Below are 17,309 nucleotides of genomic sequence, written 5' to 3'. Positions count from 1 at the left end.
AAAACAAAAAATTCCGGAAAAAATTAGCGAAATACAAGAAAAGATTGAAAAGAAATTAGACAAGGGAATAGAAGAATTAAATGAATCCAGCAAAAAGACAGCTTCGGAAACAATTAAAATTGTAAATGACTTAAATTTTCCATTAAGGCTGGATAAACTGGATGCGAGTGTTGCATCGATACAATCATCTTTAATAAATGTAATCAGCAAAACGGATTATCTTGAAAGAGATGTAAGAGAGCAATTCAATAAATTAAAAGAACAACTAGATACTCAAAATAATTCAAGCCGATTCCGTCAAAATATTATCATCACTTTTCTTGTAATATTACTTCTTAGTCTAATAGGAGCATTGGTTATTAGGTGGTCACGCCATTAAAAGTTAGTCAATAGATGGAAATAAAATGGGTGTTACCCTCGGATTTCGAACCGGTCTGTAACGAGAACCAAGATTTATAATATAATACATGTTGTCATTAATCCAACTTTTTTTCAAATTGGATTAATGACAACATGTCGCCGACAGGGCCATTTCAATACATAAACTGTAAATAGCTATATATAAATCTAACATTTCCCACATTTTCTCCTCATACTTCTATTCCATCACTGAAAGACCTAGGCAAAAAATGGTTTGCCTTTTCGAGAATGGATATTGAGCTGGCTAGGATGTTACAAATCTTGAATAAATAACAAACCCTCGAAGTTTGGAGGGTTTATTATTTATCCAAATGCTTCTAAAATTAAATGCTATTTAAGCCTAATTCTTTTAAAAACTCGTTGTGTTTATCTGTATTTACTTTGATGCTTTCGTTAATTGAAACCAATTTAGCGTTAACGTCTTTCAAGTCAATTTGAATTTCGTCTTCTGATGTACTTACATAACGAGAGATATTTAGATTGTAACCATTTTTTTCGATTTCTTCCATTGAAACTCTACGAGCATATCTTTCAATATGTTCGGGTCTGAACTGATAGGTTTCTACAATTTTTTGAATGTCATTTGGTTCTCCGTCATCGCCTTCTCTCAGCGTATTTTGTTTTTTGCCTGGCTTAAAGTGTTCAGCAGCATTAATAAACAAAACATCATCTTGCTTCTTGCACTTTTTTAAGACCAAAATACAAACTGGAATACCTGTTGAATAGAACAAATTAGAAGGTAAACCTATTACCGTGTCAATATGGTTATCTTTTAATAATTTTGTACGAATTCGTTCTTCTGCTCCGCCACGAAATAAAACGCCATGTGGTAAAATAATTGCCATTGTTCCTTCTTTTCCTAAGAAATGAAAACCGTGCAATAAGAAAGCAAAATCCGCAGCAGATTTAGGTGCTAAACCATGACTTTTGAAGCGAAAATCTTCTGACAATGTATCATTAGGTTCCCAACGTAAACTAAAAGGAGGATTGGCTACTATGGCATCAAATTCAATCTTTTTACTAGGATTCATTTCATTCAATATATCCCAATGGTTAAGCAAGGTGTCTCCGTGGAAAATCTCGAACTCTGTATCTTTTATACCATGCAAGAGCATATTCATTCGGGCAAGATTGTAGGTTGTAATGTTTTTTTCCTGACCGTAAATTTTGTTGATAATCCCCCCACTGTCTTTAATTCGTTTACGCACATTCAGCAATAAAGAACCTGATCCACACGCAAAATCCAGAACTTTGTCTAGTTTGTCTTTTTTACCTGTTGTTGGGTCTTGGCTATCCAAGGTTACAATTTCAGATAATATAGTTGAAATTTGTTGAGGTGTATAAAATTCACCCGCTTTTTTACCAGAACCTGCGGCAAATTGACCAATCAAATATTCATAGGCATCTCCCAAGGTATCAGAATCCGTAGAAAAATCGGCAATACCTTCAGCAATCTTCGTAATTATTTTACAAAGTTTATCATTTCTATCTGTAGATGTTTTTCCTAACTTTTCAGAATTCAAATTGATTTCAGAAAACAAGCCTTGAAATGCACTATCAAAAGATTCGTCTTGAATATATTTAAAACCATTACCTAAGGTTACTGTTAATTCATCATCTTGAGTTCTTGCCATTTCGGTAATATTACTCCACAAATATTGTGGCTTTATCACGTAATGGACTTTTCTTCTCATTTGTTTTTCAAACTCTTCAATATCATCAAAATTTCCTTCATACCATAATTGAAGTGGTGTTGATACGCCAAACTTAGATACAATTTTTGAGTTCACTTCAGGATAATCTGAGCCTAATTCTTTTTTTGCGGCCTCTTCATAATTACTAGACAAATACCTTAAAAATAAGAAAGAAAGCATGTAGTCACGGAAATCATCCGCATTCATTGCTCCACGTAAATCGTTCGCTATGTCCCAAAGGGTCTTACCCAATTGTTGTTGTTCCTTTTGTGTCATCTTTAAAAATTAATATTTAAAGTTGTATTTATCCTGTATTCCTCGAAATACTTGTCTGAAAATTTTTTCATCTTCTTCATTCATTTTATTGAACTCCTGTTTGTAAATATTTTTATGCGATAATGCGTTAATAGTCTCTTGTGTTTTTGCTACATCTTTTATCCCTATTTGCTCTAGTGTAAATCCTACACGACCAACACCTAAAAATGAAGCGATATTTTCAAGTAATTGTCTTAACAAAACAAAATGGAAAGCAAATAATTCTGTTTTTATTGCTGTTTCAAGTGTTTGTAATAAATGTAAATGAAATAAAAACACATCCTTATTTAAACCTACTAAATTCAACTTATCACTTTCGCGTTTTAAAATATAAGGTTTTGTTAATTCTTTATATCTACCACTTTTTTCCCCTTTTTTAAGTTTGTCAAATAATATTGAGAACAGACCAATATGGTGCGTTGTTATGATGATTCTCTTCTTCAAATAATGTGTTTCAATCAAATCAAAAATAGAATTTGCTGTAATAAATATATTATGTTCGTCCATGCTTGAAACAGGATCATCTATATAGAGATGAGAATCTTGTGTACCTGACCACTCATCAATTTCAAAAAGAGTTAGAAAAAAACACCATACAAATATCCTTTCCTCTCCACGAGAAATTTTTATAGGTGATTTGGTTTCTTCATCAACAAAAAATGTAATAGATTCAATTCCTCTTTCTGGATCATCATGAAGGTTAAAATCAAATTTGTATTTTGGATTATACAGAGCTAACTTTTCCTCAACATCTTTTACATCAATATAAGAATGAAATTGACTTAAACTACTATGTTTAACATTAATACAGATACCTTCATTATTGTTTTCTTCATCGTTTTCCCATACAAATAAATCTTCGCTATAAGCATTGTAATAAACTCCAGCATGGCTACCTTCATTCTCTGATTTAGTGAAATTTTTATACCCAACAGAAAGCCTAGTTTTCCCAGTTGTATTAAAGGCATATACAAGAAGAATATTTTCTTTTGTTTCTTTAAGCTCTTTCGCTACTTCTAATACATTCATACCTTAACTTAATATTTTGGGAAACAATCCTTGCATTAAACCTTTTTTGTGCTGTTTCAACTGTTCTATTTTCGACGTTTGTACTGTAATAAGTTCATCGCATATAGAAAGACAAGAAGCTATTTTTTGCTGTTCTTGTTTCTTAGGTAATAGCAGCTCCATTTCTTTAATTATTTGCAAATTAAGACCTCCTCTTCCTCCATCTCCAGCAGATAAATACCGTAGCGTCTCGTACATAGAATCAATTCTTTGATATAGAAATTCACTATCAAAAACATCTTCATTAGGGTGAATTGAACCTATCGATTGATTAGTACATAATTCTATATAATTAATTGCCGCTGTTCCCCTTGTTTTTCCCTGACCTGCTAAACCAATCAGTACGCATTTAGGGGGTATTAATTTAGTGCTTGATTCTTTTAAACCTTTAAAAGTAATAAAGTTTGATACGGAAAAAATTCTTTTATTGTTCAACTCACCCGAATTCATCCAGGGTATATTTCCATTCCAATATTCAGGATTCGTACTTTCAGGTGTTCCTCCTGTACTGACTTTTGCTATTGCGTCAATTGTAGTTTTTTCCCACTCTCCATCGTTCACAAACTCAGGAAAGCGATATTTTGGAACAGTTTCCCCTTCTTGTGGAAAAAGGTTTTGCATCAAACCTTTCTTGTGGTCTTTAAGTAGTTCCAATTTTTGGCTGTGGGCTGTAATTACTTCGTCTAAAGAAGAAAGACAATCTGCTATTTTTTGTTGCTCCTTCGGGTTTTCAGGAACGGGAAATTTATATTTTAGAAAATTCTTCCCATTTATTGAATTGATAGTTGCTCCTAAATCAGCTTTAACTTGTTTGTCATACATATCAGTTTGAAACAACTGAAAAAGAAATTCAGAGTTTTTTGCTCTGAAAACAGTCATGAAAGCTCCATGGGTTACAAAATGAAGATCTTTCGGAATCATTGCATTTTTTCCGATTAAATTTTTCGAACCATTTCTAACACATATCAAAATATCATTAGGTTCTGATAGATTCGCTCCATTTATATCTTTTCTGACATATACACGGTCGTTCAAATCTATTAATCCATTTTGGACATTTGAAGAACGTAACACCAATAATCCTTCTTCTCTAACATCATCTGGGCTATAGGTAAGTCCATTAATTAGCTCACCTAATTCACTCAATTCTTTAACCTTCCAATCTCTTTCGAAATTGAATTCAGGAAACCGCAATTCTGGTATTAATACTTTATTCATAAGCTGCTAGTCCTGAAATTTCACGCCCTTGGGCTATTTTTTTTAATTGTGGCACTAAATCTTCCATTAATGCCAATTCCTTTACTTTGCGTTCTTTCCAACTTAATTGCAATGGTTGTAACAAGTCAGTTAGTTCTTCTCCGTCAAAAATCATTCGGCTTATTATTTTTTCAACAAAGCTTTTTAAAGCTGCTGTTTGCAAACTGTGTTTGTGAGCAATCTCAGCCAATTCTTTGTTGTATTTATCGTCTTTAAAAGTTTCGTATCCTTTACGCAAACTATTTACATCCTGTCCGCTATTCCAGTCTAACGTATTAATGTACTCAGTTAAATCTTCCTGCTCATCCAGCATATTTGCATTAGCACTCATTAAGCTGATAACCTGTGCTTTGGTCATTTTTTGCTTAGTAGGTTTCTTCTGTGTGCTATCTGCAATCAGGTTCATTATGTAATCATAATCTATTACCGCAGATGCAAATAAAACAAATTCAAAATCTAATTGCTGAATTTCAGGCGGAGCATCATCGCCTTCCTTCTGCTGTCTTTTCTGAAATTGTTTAGCGGTTTCTATATAGGAACTACGAAACTCCTGAAAATTTTCTTTTGGTAAAATAGCTTCAATCTTCGCCTTTTGTTCTTCATCCAAATCAGTGAATTGATCTAGCTGCAGTTTCAACCTTTGTATTTCCTTGAAATTTTCAATGAAAGTTATTTTTGCTCCATCTCCTTTTAAGTTATATACTTCTTCTGGTTCACGAAGCAAATTATGATCCTGCATAAATACTCCCAATTTTTCTACGGCTTGTTTGAATTTATCTATCACTACTGGTGAAGGATCTACTAACCATATTTCTCTAGCATTTCCGCTATTTCCTCCGGAAAAAAGAGCAATTGCCTGATTAACCAACTCTCGCTGTGACCGAAAATCTAAAATATTACCATAAGGTTTCGTGTCATTTAATACTCGATTAGTTCGTGAAAATGCTTGTATCAGTCCATGGTATTTAAGATTTTTGTCTACATACAACGTGTTCAGGTATTTGGAGTCAAAACCTGTAAGCAACATATCCACCACAATAGTTATGTCAATCTTGTTCTTATGTGGATAATCTTTATTGCCGTACTTCTGGTCTTTAATTCGTCTTTGTACATCCTGATAATACAAATCAAACTCATTGATACTATGATTGGTGCCAAATTGTTTATTGTAATCCGTAATTATTTCCGTCAAAGCTTTTTTCTTCTCTTCCGGATTTTGCTTATTATCTTCTTTTTCCTGTGTTAAATCTTCCTGAATTTGCTGAATATCTTTGTTCCCATCCGCTGGTGGAGAGAATACACAAGCAATATTCAGAGGAACATATTCTGTATTCTCAGTTTGTTTCCTTTTTTGAGCCTCTTTAAAAAGTTTGTAATATTCGATAGCATTATTAATGGAAGCTGTTGCTAATACCGCATTAAATTTACGTTGATTTGTAGCTGTATTGTGTTTTTCCAAGATCGCTTCTACAACTGCTTGTTGCGCAATCGCTTCACCTGGCTTAGCATTTTGCGTGCCTTTACCTTTGAAATAATCTATATGGAAACGCAACACGTTCTTATCTTCTATAGCATGAGTAATCGTATAAGCGTGTAATTCCTGTTGAAAAATATCCTTCGTAGTTTTATACGAGGCATATTCACCTTCTCGAATGTTGTAAGTCGCATTTTCATCAAAAATAGGTGTACCAGTAAACCCAAATAATTGAGCATTAGGAAAAAACTCTTTAATGGCTTTGTGATTATCTCCAAACTGAGAACGATGACACTCATCAAAAATAAACACTATACGTTTATTGCTCAGTGTCTCTAAACGTTCTTTATAATTTTTCTTGTTTGTACCATCAAGAGCTAGTCCTAACTTTTGAATGGTAGTAACAATCACTTTGTCTGCATAATCAGTAGACAATAATCGTCTAACTAAAGTCTCTGTATTAGTGTTTTCTTCTACACTACCTTCTTGAAATCTATTAAATTCTTCTCGAGTTTGTCTATCTAGGTCTTTTCTATCTACCACAAACATACATTTTTCAATCTCGGGATTATTTTTCAACAAAGTAGAAGCCTTAAACGAGGTCAGTGTTTTACCGCTACCTGTGGTATGCCATATATAACCATTACCTCTGTTATCTTTTATACAGTCTACAATAGCTTTTACGGCATATATTTGATATGGTCGCATTACAAGCAATTTCTGTTCGCTCTCTACTAGTACCATATACTTACTGATCATTTCGCCAAGAGTGCACTTGGTTAAAAATTTATCAGCAAAATCATGTAAATTATTGATCTTTTTATTGTCGATATTTGCTAATTCATACACTGGCAGAAATTGCTCATCTGCATTAAAAGCGAAGTGCTGATTCTTATTATTAGCAAAATAAAGCGTTCTTCCACCATTAGTAACGATAAACATTTGCATAAAACAAAGTAGGGAGTTAGCATAGCCATTACCCGATTCGTTTTTATAATCAACAATTTGCTGCATGGCTTTCCGATGTGAAATATCACCCTTTTTGAGCTCAATTTGTACTACAGGTAAGCCGTTAATGAGCAAAATAACATCATATCTTTGATGACTATTCTCTGTGTTAATCCGTAATTGATTGATGACTTCAAAATCATTTTTGCACCAATCTTTATTGTTTACTAAGGTGTAATGTAGAGGTGTGCCATCTTCACGTTGAAAATATTGTCTTTCACGCAATAATTTAGACGCTTCAAAAACATCAGGATTTATAATTTCTTCTCGTAATCGCAAATACTCACTATCCGTCAATCGAACCCGATTGAGTGCTTCAAATTTTTGACGAAAATTGAGTTCTAATGTTTTTCTATCAATAATTTCAGAACGATATACATATTTAAGCCCTTTTAACTGCTCTATAAGGTTGTCTTCTATTTCGTTTTCTTTACTCATTCTTCTGTCAATAAATCTTTAGCGTTAACATTAAGAATTTTTGCGATTCGGTACAAATCTTCAATACTGGGTTGTCTCACATTTCGAGCATACTCATTAATTGTGTTATAACTTTTGTCTAACTTTTTTGAAAGCCAAGCCTGTGAAATTCCCTTTTCTTTTAATACTTCTTTAATTCGGTTCATTTAGTGCCTAATTAAATTTACAGTGTCAAATATAGTGAATATACAATACTAAAAATTGAAAATACTCCCCACATTATAGGGGATTACTAAATTTCAGAAGACAAACTACTATCTCAAGAAAAATATTACCACTCAAAGCCAACCAGTGCCACTTCTTTAAAGGCTCTTATCTGTTGCTCTAATTTTGGGTTTTAAGTAAAATCATAAACAAAAATAGTATGGATACACAGCAAAAAGTTCTATTGTATTTCAGGTTACGACTGCAAGAATTATTAAACACGAGCTTCCCTGAAAAAGCAAACGACCAAAAATTTATTGAGCAACGTTCGTCGTGGGCTCACAATGCCGATGAAGGTACTTTTCAGGCAGGAAATACTATTGAACAATGTGAGCAATATGCAAACTACATTCTTTTTGAAAACCTGCACTTCTCCAAATTCGATACCATTTTTCAGGTGATATACAATGAATTTGATACCATAATGGCAGACTTGGGACTTAGTTACTAGATTAACCGGAGAAAGTTCTACAGAAACAGCCCTATGGGAGCTGAAGGCTTTTCTTCTTATGAAAAGTTGGTTGGTGTTAAGTTTATAGAAAAGCTTGGTAAATGGATAGCGTATGCATTGATTATCTTTGGACTATTGTCGTTATGGGTTTATTACCGTGAGAAAAAAGATAAGGAAAAGCAGGAAGTATTAACAAAAAAAGTCTTTTATCGCAATAATTGGAAAAATAGAAATGATCTCTTAAAGCTTTTATCCATAATTATTTGTATCCCGTTTTGTACGTTTTATCAGGTTTGTTTTGAATGATTGTCGGAACGACTAATACTTCTGTCATTTCCGTCAATTGTGTATCCTCTAATAGTTTTGGGTCATGTGCTTTAGGATTTCTATACATAGCATTGTATCATTTCACCTAAACCATATAAAATGATTTGCGCTGATAACCTACAGCAAGATGAATTATTAACTGCTCCTCTTAATTTTATTCTGGATTTTTGTGAACAAGATTGCGAAATTGAAGATTTTCGCCACGAAGTTATAAGTATAATCAAATCTGCTTGTTCCCATAAAAAAGATGGAGAAAGTGAGAACTATTTCTTCAACTACCGCTGCCTTTTGAAACTCCTAGAATGGTGTCATATAATTTATAACCATGGCCTTATTCAAAATTACTTCGTAACGTTCTGCTTGTTCCCATGAAAAATATGGAAATAGTGAAAACTATTTCTTTAACTACCGCTGCCTGATGAAATTATTGGAAGCCTGTTAAATACTTTATAATAAAGGTTTTACTAAAAATCATGACACATCATTCAAAAACCTAAACAATTCTTGGTTTATTAATGAAAATGAGAGCCAATGCAAGACTAGTTACAGAACACTCACTAAGAGAGAAATTCAGAATTTGAACTTTTTCTATGAAGATTTTTTCAGTTTTAAAAGTTTTAATGAATGGAGCTTAACATTTGGTCAACTTGTTGAATATGCATACCGTCGCCACACGATTGATGAAGTGTTAGAAGAAGGAAGTCAGGTCATTATATTTAGAGAGTATATTGAAAAGTTAATTGAAGCTGTTTATCTAATTCACTACTCCCATGTCCAAATTCAAACTTCTTAAATCAATCAGGATGGTAATCATCCCATTTTCTGATAGAAACCTATCGACTTATTGATAAAGGAATCGATTTTTTTCTTTAAGCTTTTAAAGTTGTTTATGACCTGGCTCAATCCCATGAATAGGATCGTGGATAATTACACTTTCCAATAAGGGTAATCGAATAGTTGGGTTGAACTAAATCAACCCATCATCTGCGAAAGAATAACAACCATTATCAGGAGTCAGAATCAAATGATCCAAAATCCTTAAGTCAAGAAATTTTCCAACTTCAATTAATGATTTGGTGATGGTAATATCCTGAGAACTTGGGAAAAGGTTACCAGAAGGATGGCAATGTGCTAGAATAATTGCGCTGGCACTTGCTTTTAAGGCCACTCCGAAAATCAGTTTAGCATCTACAACAACTGCAGATACACCTCCAGTTCCAACATTAAAATAGCCCAGGGCCCGGTTGTTATAGTTCAGTAGCAAAATCTTAAATTCTTCTCGAAGGGCAATTGTATTCTTATCCCAGCAATTATAAAGTGCCTTGTACCCGTCCATTGAGGAGGTAATTTGAGGTCTTTCATAGGCTTTAAATTTAGGCAGGTAACTGATTTTAATTTCTGCGATTTTTGATAGGTCGTTTTGAATTTTCAGGGTTTCCATAATTTCAGATTTTTAAAGATTTAATTATGGAAGCCTTTCAACAGCGGCTGGCAATATGGGCAAAGTGGAGATTCAAAAAATGTGGAGGCTCCCGAAGGGATACCCATTTTTTGAATACTACGTTGGCGTAGCGTACCCATATGCTCAGCACGCTGGAGAACTTCGCTGAATAATTTAAACTTCAAGAATTCAGCATGAAAACTCTATTTAAAACCATATAATCAGTGCGGCAATTCAAAATCTTACCTGCATAAAAAAGCCATATCCAAAAGGATATGGCCCAGAAACACATTTAATAACCTAGGCAATATGCGTTAATGCTGGATCAATGCATTTCCTTTCCCCTATTATTTAATTACTTGTTATGCTTTATTGCTGTGACTTCCTTACGTTGCTGATTAGCAAGCACTTTTAAAGCTAAGATTCCTTTTCTAAGTCTAGTGCCTGCTGCTGAATTTCCTCTGTTATAAAATTTATCCGCATCAACTTCGATTTGAGAGATAAGCGTTTTAATTTGATTAAACTTTTCCATGCTAATTAAGTATTTATGTGAAAAATAATGATATATTAAGCCTAAGCCACTTATCTCGAAAGTTCCTGACCTGTTGAAAGTTCCTTATCTTTCGACTGCCCCACTTTCATATCGAAGGTATTTTCTTTAGCCTGAACTTTCTCAAACTGATTACGCTTTTCGAGCCTGCCATCCATTGTAAAGAAATTAAGATTTCCATAGCGTGGAACGGCTTCCAGTTGCAACTTAACCTCTTTTCCGTCTTTAACCGTGGAGATTAGCGCACGATTTCCGTTCTTCAGCTCAGATTTTAATTTTTGTCTTTGTGAAGGATCATCTAATTCTTTGATTCGGTATTCGTTCAGTACATGTTTTAAATCATAACCATACTGGGGATCCATAAACTGCTGCATTTGAAAATTACCTCGATCATCTTTACCCTTTTCCAGATCTAACTTCACCCATGCCTTATAAGATTCTCCACTGTTATACTTTACCAAATCATCTCTGTAAACCGACCTTCCCTGAATCAGATTGGCAGATTGCTGTGAAGTAAAGCCCCTCCCCTTATCTACCCATATATTCTGCGTTACAGGTTTATTGAAATAAACGTTTCTAAACTCTTTGCTAACAAAGTTTAACTTACCATTTTCTTTAATAGAATATATATTTCGATGTTTGGGATCCTTTCCAACAGAAAGTTCAGCAGTCCCAGTTTGCGATTTGAAATAATCAATCGCCTCGGTCAGATTTTCAATTCGCTTGGCTGTGTTCTTTCCATCCGCTCCAGCTACAATGACCATGTATTTCTCCTTCTTCAAGACCTTTACCTTTATTATGAGCCACCTCATAGCGATTCAGGTAGTAATAATCCGATTGGCCAGATTGCTTGAAGTGCAAAGTGAAGTCAACCTGTCCCTTATCCGCAGCAATGCTATCATTAAGATGAAACTGCGGAATATCATTTCTCATTTGTTCTTCCATGAGCACCTGCAGCTTATCACTAAATCCCAAGGCTTTCATTTCTTGTTTCAAATTCTCCAGATTGTTTAAATTCGTAGCGCGTTTTTATTAACTAAAATTCTGTTGATTGGATTTATTATTACGTCGCAACACCGGCTGGCCTGCTTCCAGCTTGATCTTTATCGTCCGTACTTTTTTAGAAAAGAGGTTTTTCGCAGTCTTGATCCCAGCTCCTGCAGCTTGCAGGCCAATGGACTGATCTATATTCAAAAACTGCATGTTCTGCAAGGCATTATCTGTCCCACCAGAGACTGCATCCCTAAATACCGCCTCCGGCGCATAAATCGCCTCCATACCATCAAGCGAGTATACAGTCAGATCAACGGGAACTATAGAAGTTCCAAGCCTAATATTTTTAATGTTTAGCAATAACCTTTGGTTCATCAACTGGCAAATGCCAAAAATCGCATGTCCTTTGAAAAACAGTTGGCCAGCAAGAGTGACACTGTCCTGTAAAACAAGCTTAATGGTTGCTCATTGCACCACTTTTTGATGATTTGCAATGATGGCTAGAATAGCCCTGAACAAGCTACTTCCGTCGTTGTTGAACACGGCCAGGATGTTGTATATCTAAAATCCCTTGTAACATTCCATTCAGCTGCTCCATTTCAGGATCAGCAGTTTTATTCTCCTGCATGGATTTCATGAGTCCATCCAACCGGTCAACATCTACTGTTGGAAACCATGGAAGAATACGGCACTCCTGAAATATTCAATACCGACCAGGGCTCACAATTTACCAGCCCCATTTTCACCAAAGTCCTCAAAGACAAGCAGGTCAGTATTTCCATGGATGGCAAGGGAAGAGCATTAGATAATGTGTCCATTGAACGGTTCTCGAGGTCATTAAAACAGGAATACATTTATCTGAACCCGCCTAACGGAGGCATGGAGCTGTTTCAGGGTGTGAAACGGTGTTTAGAATTTTATAACAATGAGCGAAAGCATCAGTCAAACCAGGATCTTACTCCAAATGAGGTATTCTATCAGAACAATAAAAAAGTGTGGTAAATAATCTTAAGTTTGAACTATAGTTGTCCAACAAACAGGTAGTATTATAGATGGGTACCTCCCACGAAGAACTATTGAAGGCTAAGAAATAATGGCTATTCTCGCTAAAAGTGTAACCGATGTTCGATACTGGGGGGCAATTTGTATAGATCCGACAGATGTTGCACTTCTGCATCGCCGTTGCATGATTTTTTCAGCAATGTCCGAGCTTTTATACGAGGCGGAACTCAAAAGCTTAGAGGAAAAATTTAAAGTTCCGAAAGAGCAGCATTGGTATTAATAGTGCAGCCTGAAAGCTATTGGAATGCCATTGGCTTTTAAGTTACTGCCAATTTTTGTACCTTTAAAAGATGAAAGTGAACTTTTCAGATTTACCGGACCATAAGCAACAAGAGATAAATGAAATCCTTGAAATTATCAAGGAAGAAGCAGATCCTGTGAAAGTTATTTTATTTGGCAGCCATGCCAATGGAAACTGGGTGGAGGATGAATACGTTGAAAATGGTGTACGTTTCAGCTACATTAGCGATTATGATTTTTTGGTGGTGATAAAAAAGGGCGAACAAAAGGAACAAGCAATTATTAGTCATATAGAAAATCGATCTAATCATTTCAGTAACGTGGTAAGCCCGATAGTTCACGATATAGATTATATAAATGAAGGCTTAAGTTTTGGACAGTATTTTTTTACTGATATTATTAAAGAAGGCATTTTATTGTTTGATACGGGGCAGTATGCTTTTGCGAAGCCAAAAGGCTTAACACCATTGGAAGAACAAGAAAAGGCACAGGAATATTTTGATATATGGTTTCCGCAGGCTGAAGGTTTCTTGAAAATTTCCAATTATTGTTTAAATGAAGGTGATTATCGGATAGGCGCATTCCAACTGCATCAAGCAACTGAATGTTTTTACAGTGCCCTCTTACTCGTTCATACTGGTTATAAACCCAAAACACATAATCTGCAAAAGCTAAGGAATTATGCTAAGCACATTTCTGCGGACTTGTACAATGTTTTCCGTAGCCCTATACTAGATGAGCATGAATATAAATTGTTTGATCTGCTTAAGAGGGGGTATATTGCTGCTCGTTATAAACCGGAATATGCAATTACAATGTTGGAACTGGAAGAGCTGATTCATAAAGTACAGACTATGCAAACGTTGGTCAAAAAACTTTGCGCAGAGAAAATAGCTTCCTATAAATAATATGCCACCGATTAGTAAGAAAACATAAAAGTCTAAAGAGCCTTTTTCGGGCCATAGACATTTGCGTCCTTGCCTTTTACAAGGCGTTTCCCAACTATATCCACAAGATCACGATTCCTAATCAGGGATGTTGAAATATAACGACTTGTGAAAATCCAACCCTTACGAATAAATACTTCACGAATTTCTCCAACAATTAACCCATTTTTATTAAAGTCAAGGTCTGAGAGTAGAACAAATTTGATTGCATGTCTAATTGGAGGACGAGATTCTAACAGCGTATAATATTCTGAATTACCTATATGCCTGTTAGCTAATTGTTCGCGGTAATCATTATTGACTTCGATTTCCTTACCATTTATTTTACTCAGTGAAACATTGAAAAACTCACATGCTTTATTGATGCTCTTAATGTTGTATTCAGCTTGGCCGTTTTTAATTAACCTGAACTGTTTTTCTGATATGGCTAATAGATTAGCGAAATTGAGATCGCTTGTGCCAGAATAATCTAACAACTTAAATATATTTTTAGTGATAGCTTCAAGGTTGAGATTTGCCATAACGGCTAATATAAACTCATTATAGAACTCAAAAACGGTAAAATATTTCCGTTTTTGATTTTTATTTTTTATATTTGTTTTACCACATCCTCATTGCACGGCCTGAGAAACCTAGAGAAAAATAGGATGTTATTTAACGAAAAATATTGCCATAAATGGCCGGGTTTCTTTTTTAAAAGATCGGGCGGTTTCTCAAGCCTCATTAATGAGTTAAAGAAGCCCGTGCCATTTGGCATGCAACTTTTCACCGAACATCTTTTCTCCAAAAAGAACATTTTTAAAAATGTTATCAAAGCACCAGTTTAGATAGTTAACAATAGGCAAGCGGCGGCATTTCATATAGGGAGATGCCCGTCGCCGTGCTTTTTTCTATTTTTTATCAACTAACCAACTTATTATTTCGTGAAAAAATTTATACTAACTATAGTATTGGCCTCGCTTTGCCTTTTTTTTAAGGCGGACGCACAAAGCCAAATAACAGACATAAAGCCATTAAATATTGGCGATACTATACCAGAAGCAGTTTGGAACGTGCCCCTACAGGTGGTCAACCATCCAACAGGTAAAAAGACAATAACCTTAAACGATTACCGGGGAAAACTGATCATCCTAGATTTTTGGGCAACATACTGTAGTCCATGCATAAGATCTTTGAATGAACTAGATAGTCTTCAAAAAGTATTTGACAAAGAAATTAAGGTATTACCAGTTATGGTTTACGATCTGGAAAAGAATGCGCTTCCCTTCATAAAAAAAAAGAACTGGACATGGCCATCAGTAGTAAATGATACAACACTCAATAAGATAGTTTTTTCAAAATATTTATTAGGATTTGGAAATGTTTGGATTTATGATGGACGACTTTGGGCAATTCCAAGGCCAAAAGAAATCAATTCAGGTAACATATCTAAAGTACTTGCTCGCCAGCGAACAGAGATGGAGAACCTAAAAGCACGTAGCCAATAATTTATTAATCATATAGTAAGTACAGCCAAATGAAATACTCTATTCTTATACTATTGATTCTTTTGAATCTAAATGCAAAATCGCAAAGCCGTTTAATCAGCGGAACGGTACTTTCAGCGGTTAATAAATCCCCTTTAAGTGGATCTGTCATATCGCTTAATAGTGGAAGGCAAAAAGCCATTACAAATTCAATGGGTAATTTTGAAATCTCTGTTACATCAGAGAAGGACACATTGATCATCAGCTACGTAGGATATAATACACAATACCTATCTGTTGGTTCACCAATTAGGTCGACCGTAGTTGTAGAACTTGTGGAGAAAGAAAGGCAACTGGAAGAAGTTGTTGTCTCAACAGGCTACTACCAAACACCCAAAGAAAGAGCCACAGGTTCGTTTGCTCATGTCAATAGTGAACTTATCAACAGAAGTACAGGAAGTACTATATTGAGCCGTTTAGAAGGGATTGCCCCAAGCCTTCAATTTGATAAGCGAAACCTTTCTGGGGAATCTTCTACCGCTCCATCGCTGAGAATAAGAGGATTGTCTACGATTGAATCCAACGCTCAGCCCCTTATTGTTTTAGATAATTTCCCTTTTGAAAATGACCTGAGCAGCATCAATCCTAATGATGTAGAAAGCGTCACAATACTCAGAGATGCTGCCGCCGCCTCGATTTGGGGGGCACGAGCAGCGAATGGAGTGATTGTAATCACAACAAAACAGGGAATGTACAACCAAAAAAATGATATTTCTTTTAATCATAATGTGACATTTATTAATAAACCAGATTTATTTTATAACCAGAATTATCTGCCGTCCTCAACCATTATGAGTTTTGAAAAGGAATTGTTTGACAAAGGACTTTATACTGAGGATCCACGAACGGTGTTGCCTGCTTATGCAGATTTACTCATCACCTATCGTGACGGAAAAATAAATGCTGATGATTTCGCTATCAAAGTAGCCAACATGCAAAATCAGGATATTCGCAAGGATGCTTTAGAAAATCTATATCAGCTCGGTATAAATCAGCAATATTCACTTAACCTAAATGGCGGTGGAATGAACAATCGTTATTACGTATCGGCAGGGTATGATAAAAATAGAGCCTTCGTCAGGGAAAATGAAAGTGACAGGATTAACCTGAATATTCAAAATACCTTTAAAATTTTAAAGGAACTTGAAATTACTACGGGCATTTGGTATACCGGACAGAGAGCAAGAAACAATGGTATTACATTGTCGGATTTAAGCCCTTCAACTGGAATAAGGGTTTCTCCCTATGCACAACTAAAGGATGAGAACGGAAACGCAAACGCACTACCTTATAAGATCAGCATGGCCTATGCAAATCAGGCTGTCAAATCGGGACTATTAGACTGGCACTATAGACCACTGGATGAAATTGCCTTAAATAACAATAGCAATAGCAGTAATGAATTGCGACTAAACGGGGTGCTGAAATATAGTCTACCCGGTGGACTTAGCGCATCGATAAATTACCAATACATACAAAACAAGAGCTACAATGAAAATTATTATTCTCCCGGTTCTTGGCATGCGAGAAATCTAATCAATACTTATACTCAACAAGATGGCACAAAAGTAATTCCCAATGGAGGGATTATGAGGGGCTCTGGCGGCTCCACAGGCCTGACACATTCTGGTCGCTTTCAATTAAACTATCAAAAGACATTCTTTCAAAAGCATGAAATCAGTGCTTTGGCGGGAACCGAGGTAAGGCAGCAAATTACATCATCAAAACCAATAGCGTCCTAAACGCAAAAAAGGGAAAGAGGAAGTTTTAACACAAAGTTACCTTTGTGGTGCACAAAAACAATCCCCTTTCTCGATGATAAACATAACATTATTTTCACAAATTATATCAAAAT

The 17,309-nt window shown here is 35.2% G+C and carries 15 protein-coding genes and 2 pseudogenes; 6 read left to right on the top strand and 11 right to left on the bottom strand.

Going from position 1 to position 17,309, the window contains the following annotated elements; all coding sequences use genetic code 11:
* Positions 1–743: 743 nt before the first annotated feature.
* From H9X96_RS21180 to H9X96_RS21160, 5 genes are read right to left on the bottom strand one after another with little or no spacing between them, the layout of a single operon-like run.
* Positions 744–2,390: a type I restriction-modification system subunit M gene (locus tag H9X96_RS21180; protein WP_187668208.1), complete on the bottom strand. Its 1,647-nt coding sequence runs from the start codon at positions 2,388–2,390 to the stop codon at positions 744–746.
* A 9-nt stretch (positions 2,391–2,399) separates the two neighbouring features.
* Positions 2,400–3,458, bottom strand: a complete 1,059-nt coding sequence (locus tag H9X96_RS21175; protein ID WP_187668207.1) for an AAA family ATPase — start codon at positions 3,456–3,458, stop codon at positions 2,400–2,402.
* A 3-nt stretch (positions 3,459–3,461) separates the two neighbouring features.
* On the bottom strand, positions 3,462–4,715 hold the full coding sequence (locus tag H9X96_RS21170; protein ID WP_187668206.1) for a restriction endonuclease subunit S: 1,254 nt from the start codon (positions 4,713–4,715) through the stop codon (positions 3,462–3,464).
* Positions 4,708–7,674 (bottom strand): type I restriction endonuclease subunit R, encoded by a 2,967-nt coding sequence (locus H9X96_RS21165; protein WP_187668205.1) that lies wholly within the window; start codon positions 7,672–7,674, stop codon positions 4,708–4,710. Before H9X96_RS21165 ends, H9X96_RS21170 begins: the two co-directional genes overlap by 8 nt.
* Entirely contained in the window at positions 7,671–7,859 is a 189-nt protein-coding gene (locus H9X96_RS21160; protein ID WP_187668204.1) for a helix-turn-helix transcriptional regulator, read from the bottom strand. Before H9X96_RS21160 ends, H9X96_RS21165 begins: the two co-directional genes overlap by 4 nt.
* 218 nt (positions 7,860–8,077) lie before the next feature.
* Here H9X96_RS21160 and H9X96_RS21155 point away from each other — a divergent pair.
* Positions 8,078–8,335: pseudogene (locus H9X96_RS21155) on the top strand (DUF1896 family protein); the annotation flags it as partial.
* A 6-nt stretch (positions 8,336–8,341) separates the two neighbouring features.
* Positions 8,342–8,569: pseudogene (locus H9X96_RS22995) on the top strand (molybdenum ABC transporter permease); the annotation flags it as partial.
* Positions 8,570–9,662: 1,093 nt separating this feature from the next.
* On the opposite strand, the gene H9X96_RS21145 reads toward H9X96_RS22995, so the two are convergent.
* From H9X96_RS21145 to traM, 5 genes are all read right to left on the bottom strand, one after another.
* Positions 9,663–10,136, bottom strand: coding sequence for a JAB domain-containing protein (locus tag H9X96_RS21145; RefSeq protein WP_187668201.1), 474 nt, complete (start codon positions 10,134–10,136; stop codon positions 9,663–9,665).
* A gap of 355 nt (positions 10,137–10,491) precedes the next feature.
* Positions 10,492–10,668, bottom strand: a complete 177-nt coding sequence (locus H9X96_RS21140; RefSeq protein WP_187668200.1) for a histone H1 — start codon at positions 10,666–10,668, stop codon at positions 10,492–10,494.
* Between the two features lie 50 nt (positions 10,669–10,718).
* Positions 10,719–11,468: a hypothetical protein gene (locus H9X96_RS21135; protein ID WP_187668199.1), complete on the bottom strand. Its 750-nt coding sequence runs from the start codon at positions 11,466–11,468 to the stop codon at positions 10,719–10,721.
* The gene (locus H9X96_RS21130; protein ID WP_187668198.1) at positions 11,401–11,682 is read right to left on the bottom strand and encodes a hypothetical protein; all 282 of its coding nucleotides are present in this window, start codon (positions 11,680–11,682) and stop codon (positions 11,401–11,403) included. The genes H9X96_RS21135 and H9X96_RS21130 overlap by 68 nt, the downstream gene beginning before the upstream one ends.
* A gap of 36 nt (positions 11,683–11,718) precedes the next feature.
* Complete coding sequence (traM, locus tag H9X96_RS21125; RefSeq protein WP_187668223.1) at positions 11,719–12,138, bottom strand: conjugative transposon protein TraM; 420 nt, start codon at positions 12,136–12,138, stop codon at positions 11,719–11,721.
* 216 nt (positions 12,139–12,354) lie between these two features.
* Between traM and H9X96_RS21120 the strand changes: the two genes are divergently transcribed.
* Both H9X96_RS21120 and H9X96_RS21115 read left to right on the top strand, forming a co-directional pair.
* Positions 12,355–12,681, top strand: coding sequence for a transposase (locus H9X96_RS21120; protein ID WP_370576768.1), 327 nt, complete (start codon positions 12,355–12,357; stop codon positions 12,679–12,681).
* A 350-nt stretch (positions 12,682–13,031) separates the two neighbouring features.
* On the top strand, positions 13,032–13,889 hold the full coding sequence (locus tag H9X96_RS21115) for a HEPN domain-containing protein (RefSeq protein ID WP_187668197.1): 858 nt from the start codon (positions 13,032–13,034) through the stop codon (positions 13,887–13,889).
* 32 nt (positions 13,890–13,921) lie between these two features.
* Here the strand turns inward: H9X96_RS21115 and H9X96_RS21110 are convergent, their stop codons facing one another.
* The gene (locus tag H9X96_RS21110; RefSeq protein ID WP_187668196.1) at positions 13,922–14,449 is read right to left on the bottom strand and encodes a hypothetical protein; all 528 of its coding nucleotides are present in this window, start codon (positions 14,447–14,449) and stop codon (positions 13,922–13,924) included.
* A 402-nt stretch (positions 14,450–14,851) separates the two neighbouring features.
* Between H9X96_RS21110 and H9X96_RS21105 the strand changes: the two genes are divergently transcribed.
* Positions 14,852–15,415: a TlpA disulfide reductase family protein gene (locus tag H9X96_RS21105; protein ID WP_187668195.1), complete on the top strand. Its 564-nt coding sequence runs from the start codon at positions 14,852–14,854 to the stop codon at positions 15,413–15,415.
* Between the two features lie 29 nt (positions 15,416–15,444).
* Positions 15,445–17,196 carry a carboxypeptidase-like regulatory domain-containing protein gene (locus H9X96_RS21100; protein ID WP_187668194.1) on the top strand — a complete coding sequence of 584 codons (1,752 nt, stop codon included), beginning with the start codon at positions 15,445–15,447 and terminating at the stop codon, positions 17,194–17,196.
* Positions 17,197–17,309: the final 113 nt, after the last annotated feature.

This window comes from Pedobacter sp. N36a (genome assembly GCF_014472395.1).
Classification (GTDB): Bacteria; Bacteroidota; Bacteroidia; order Sphingobacteriales; family Sphingobacteriaceae; genus Pedobacter.
This window is presented reverse-complemented; position numbering and strand designations above follow the sequence as displayed.

Coding starts and splice junctions, on each gene's coding strand:
- H9X96_RS21110 (WP_187668196.1), bottom strand. CDS start 14,449: ATGGCAAATCTCAACCTTGAAGCTATCACTAAAAATATATTTAAGTTG.
- H9X96_RS21180 (WP_187668208.1), bottom strand. CDS start 2,390: ATGACACAAAAGGAACAACAACAATTGGGTAAGACCCTTTGGGACATA.
- H9X96_RS21120 (WP_370576768.1), top strand. CDS start 12,355: ATGGAAGAATACGGCACTCCTGAAATATTCAATACCGACCAGGGCTCA.
- H9X96_RS21115 (WP_187668197.1), top strand. CDS start 13,032: ATGAAAGTGAACTTTTCAGATTTACCGGACCATAAGCAACAAGAGATA.
- H9X96_RS21165 (WP_187668205.1), bottom strand. CDS start 7,674: ATGAGTAAAGAAAACGAAATAGAAGACAACCTTATAGAGCAGTTAAAA.
- H9X96_RS21175 (WP_187668207.1), bottom strand. CDS start 3,458: ATGAATGTATTAGAAGTAGCGAAAGAGCTTAAAGAAACAAAAGAAAAT.
- H9X96_RS21160 (WP_187668204.1), bottom strand. CDS start 7,859: ATGAACCGAATTAAAGAAGTATTAAAAGAAAAGGGAATTTCACAGGCT.
- H9X96_RS21140 (WP_187668200.1), bottom strand. CDS start 10,668: ATGGAAAAGTTTAATCAAATTAAAACGCTTATCTCTCAAATCGAAGTT.
- H9X96_RS21145 (WP_187668201.1), bottom strand. CDS start 10,136: ATGGAAACCCTGAAAATTCAAAACGACCTATCAAAAATCGCAGAAATT.
- H9X96_RS21170 (WP_187668206.1), bottom strand. CDS start 4,715: ATGAATAAAGTATTAATACCAGAATTGCGGTTTCCTGAATTCAATTTC.
- H9X96_RS21100 (WP_187668194.1), top strand. CDS start 15,445: ATGAAATACTCTATTCTTATACTATTGATTCTTTTGAATCTAAATGCA.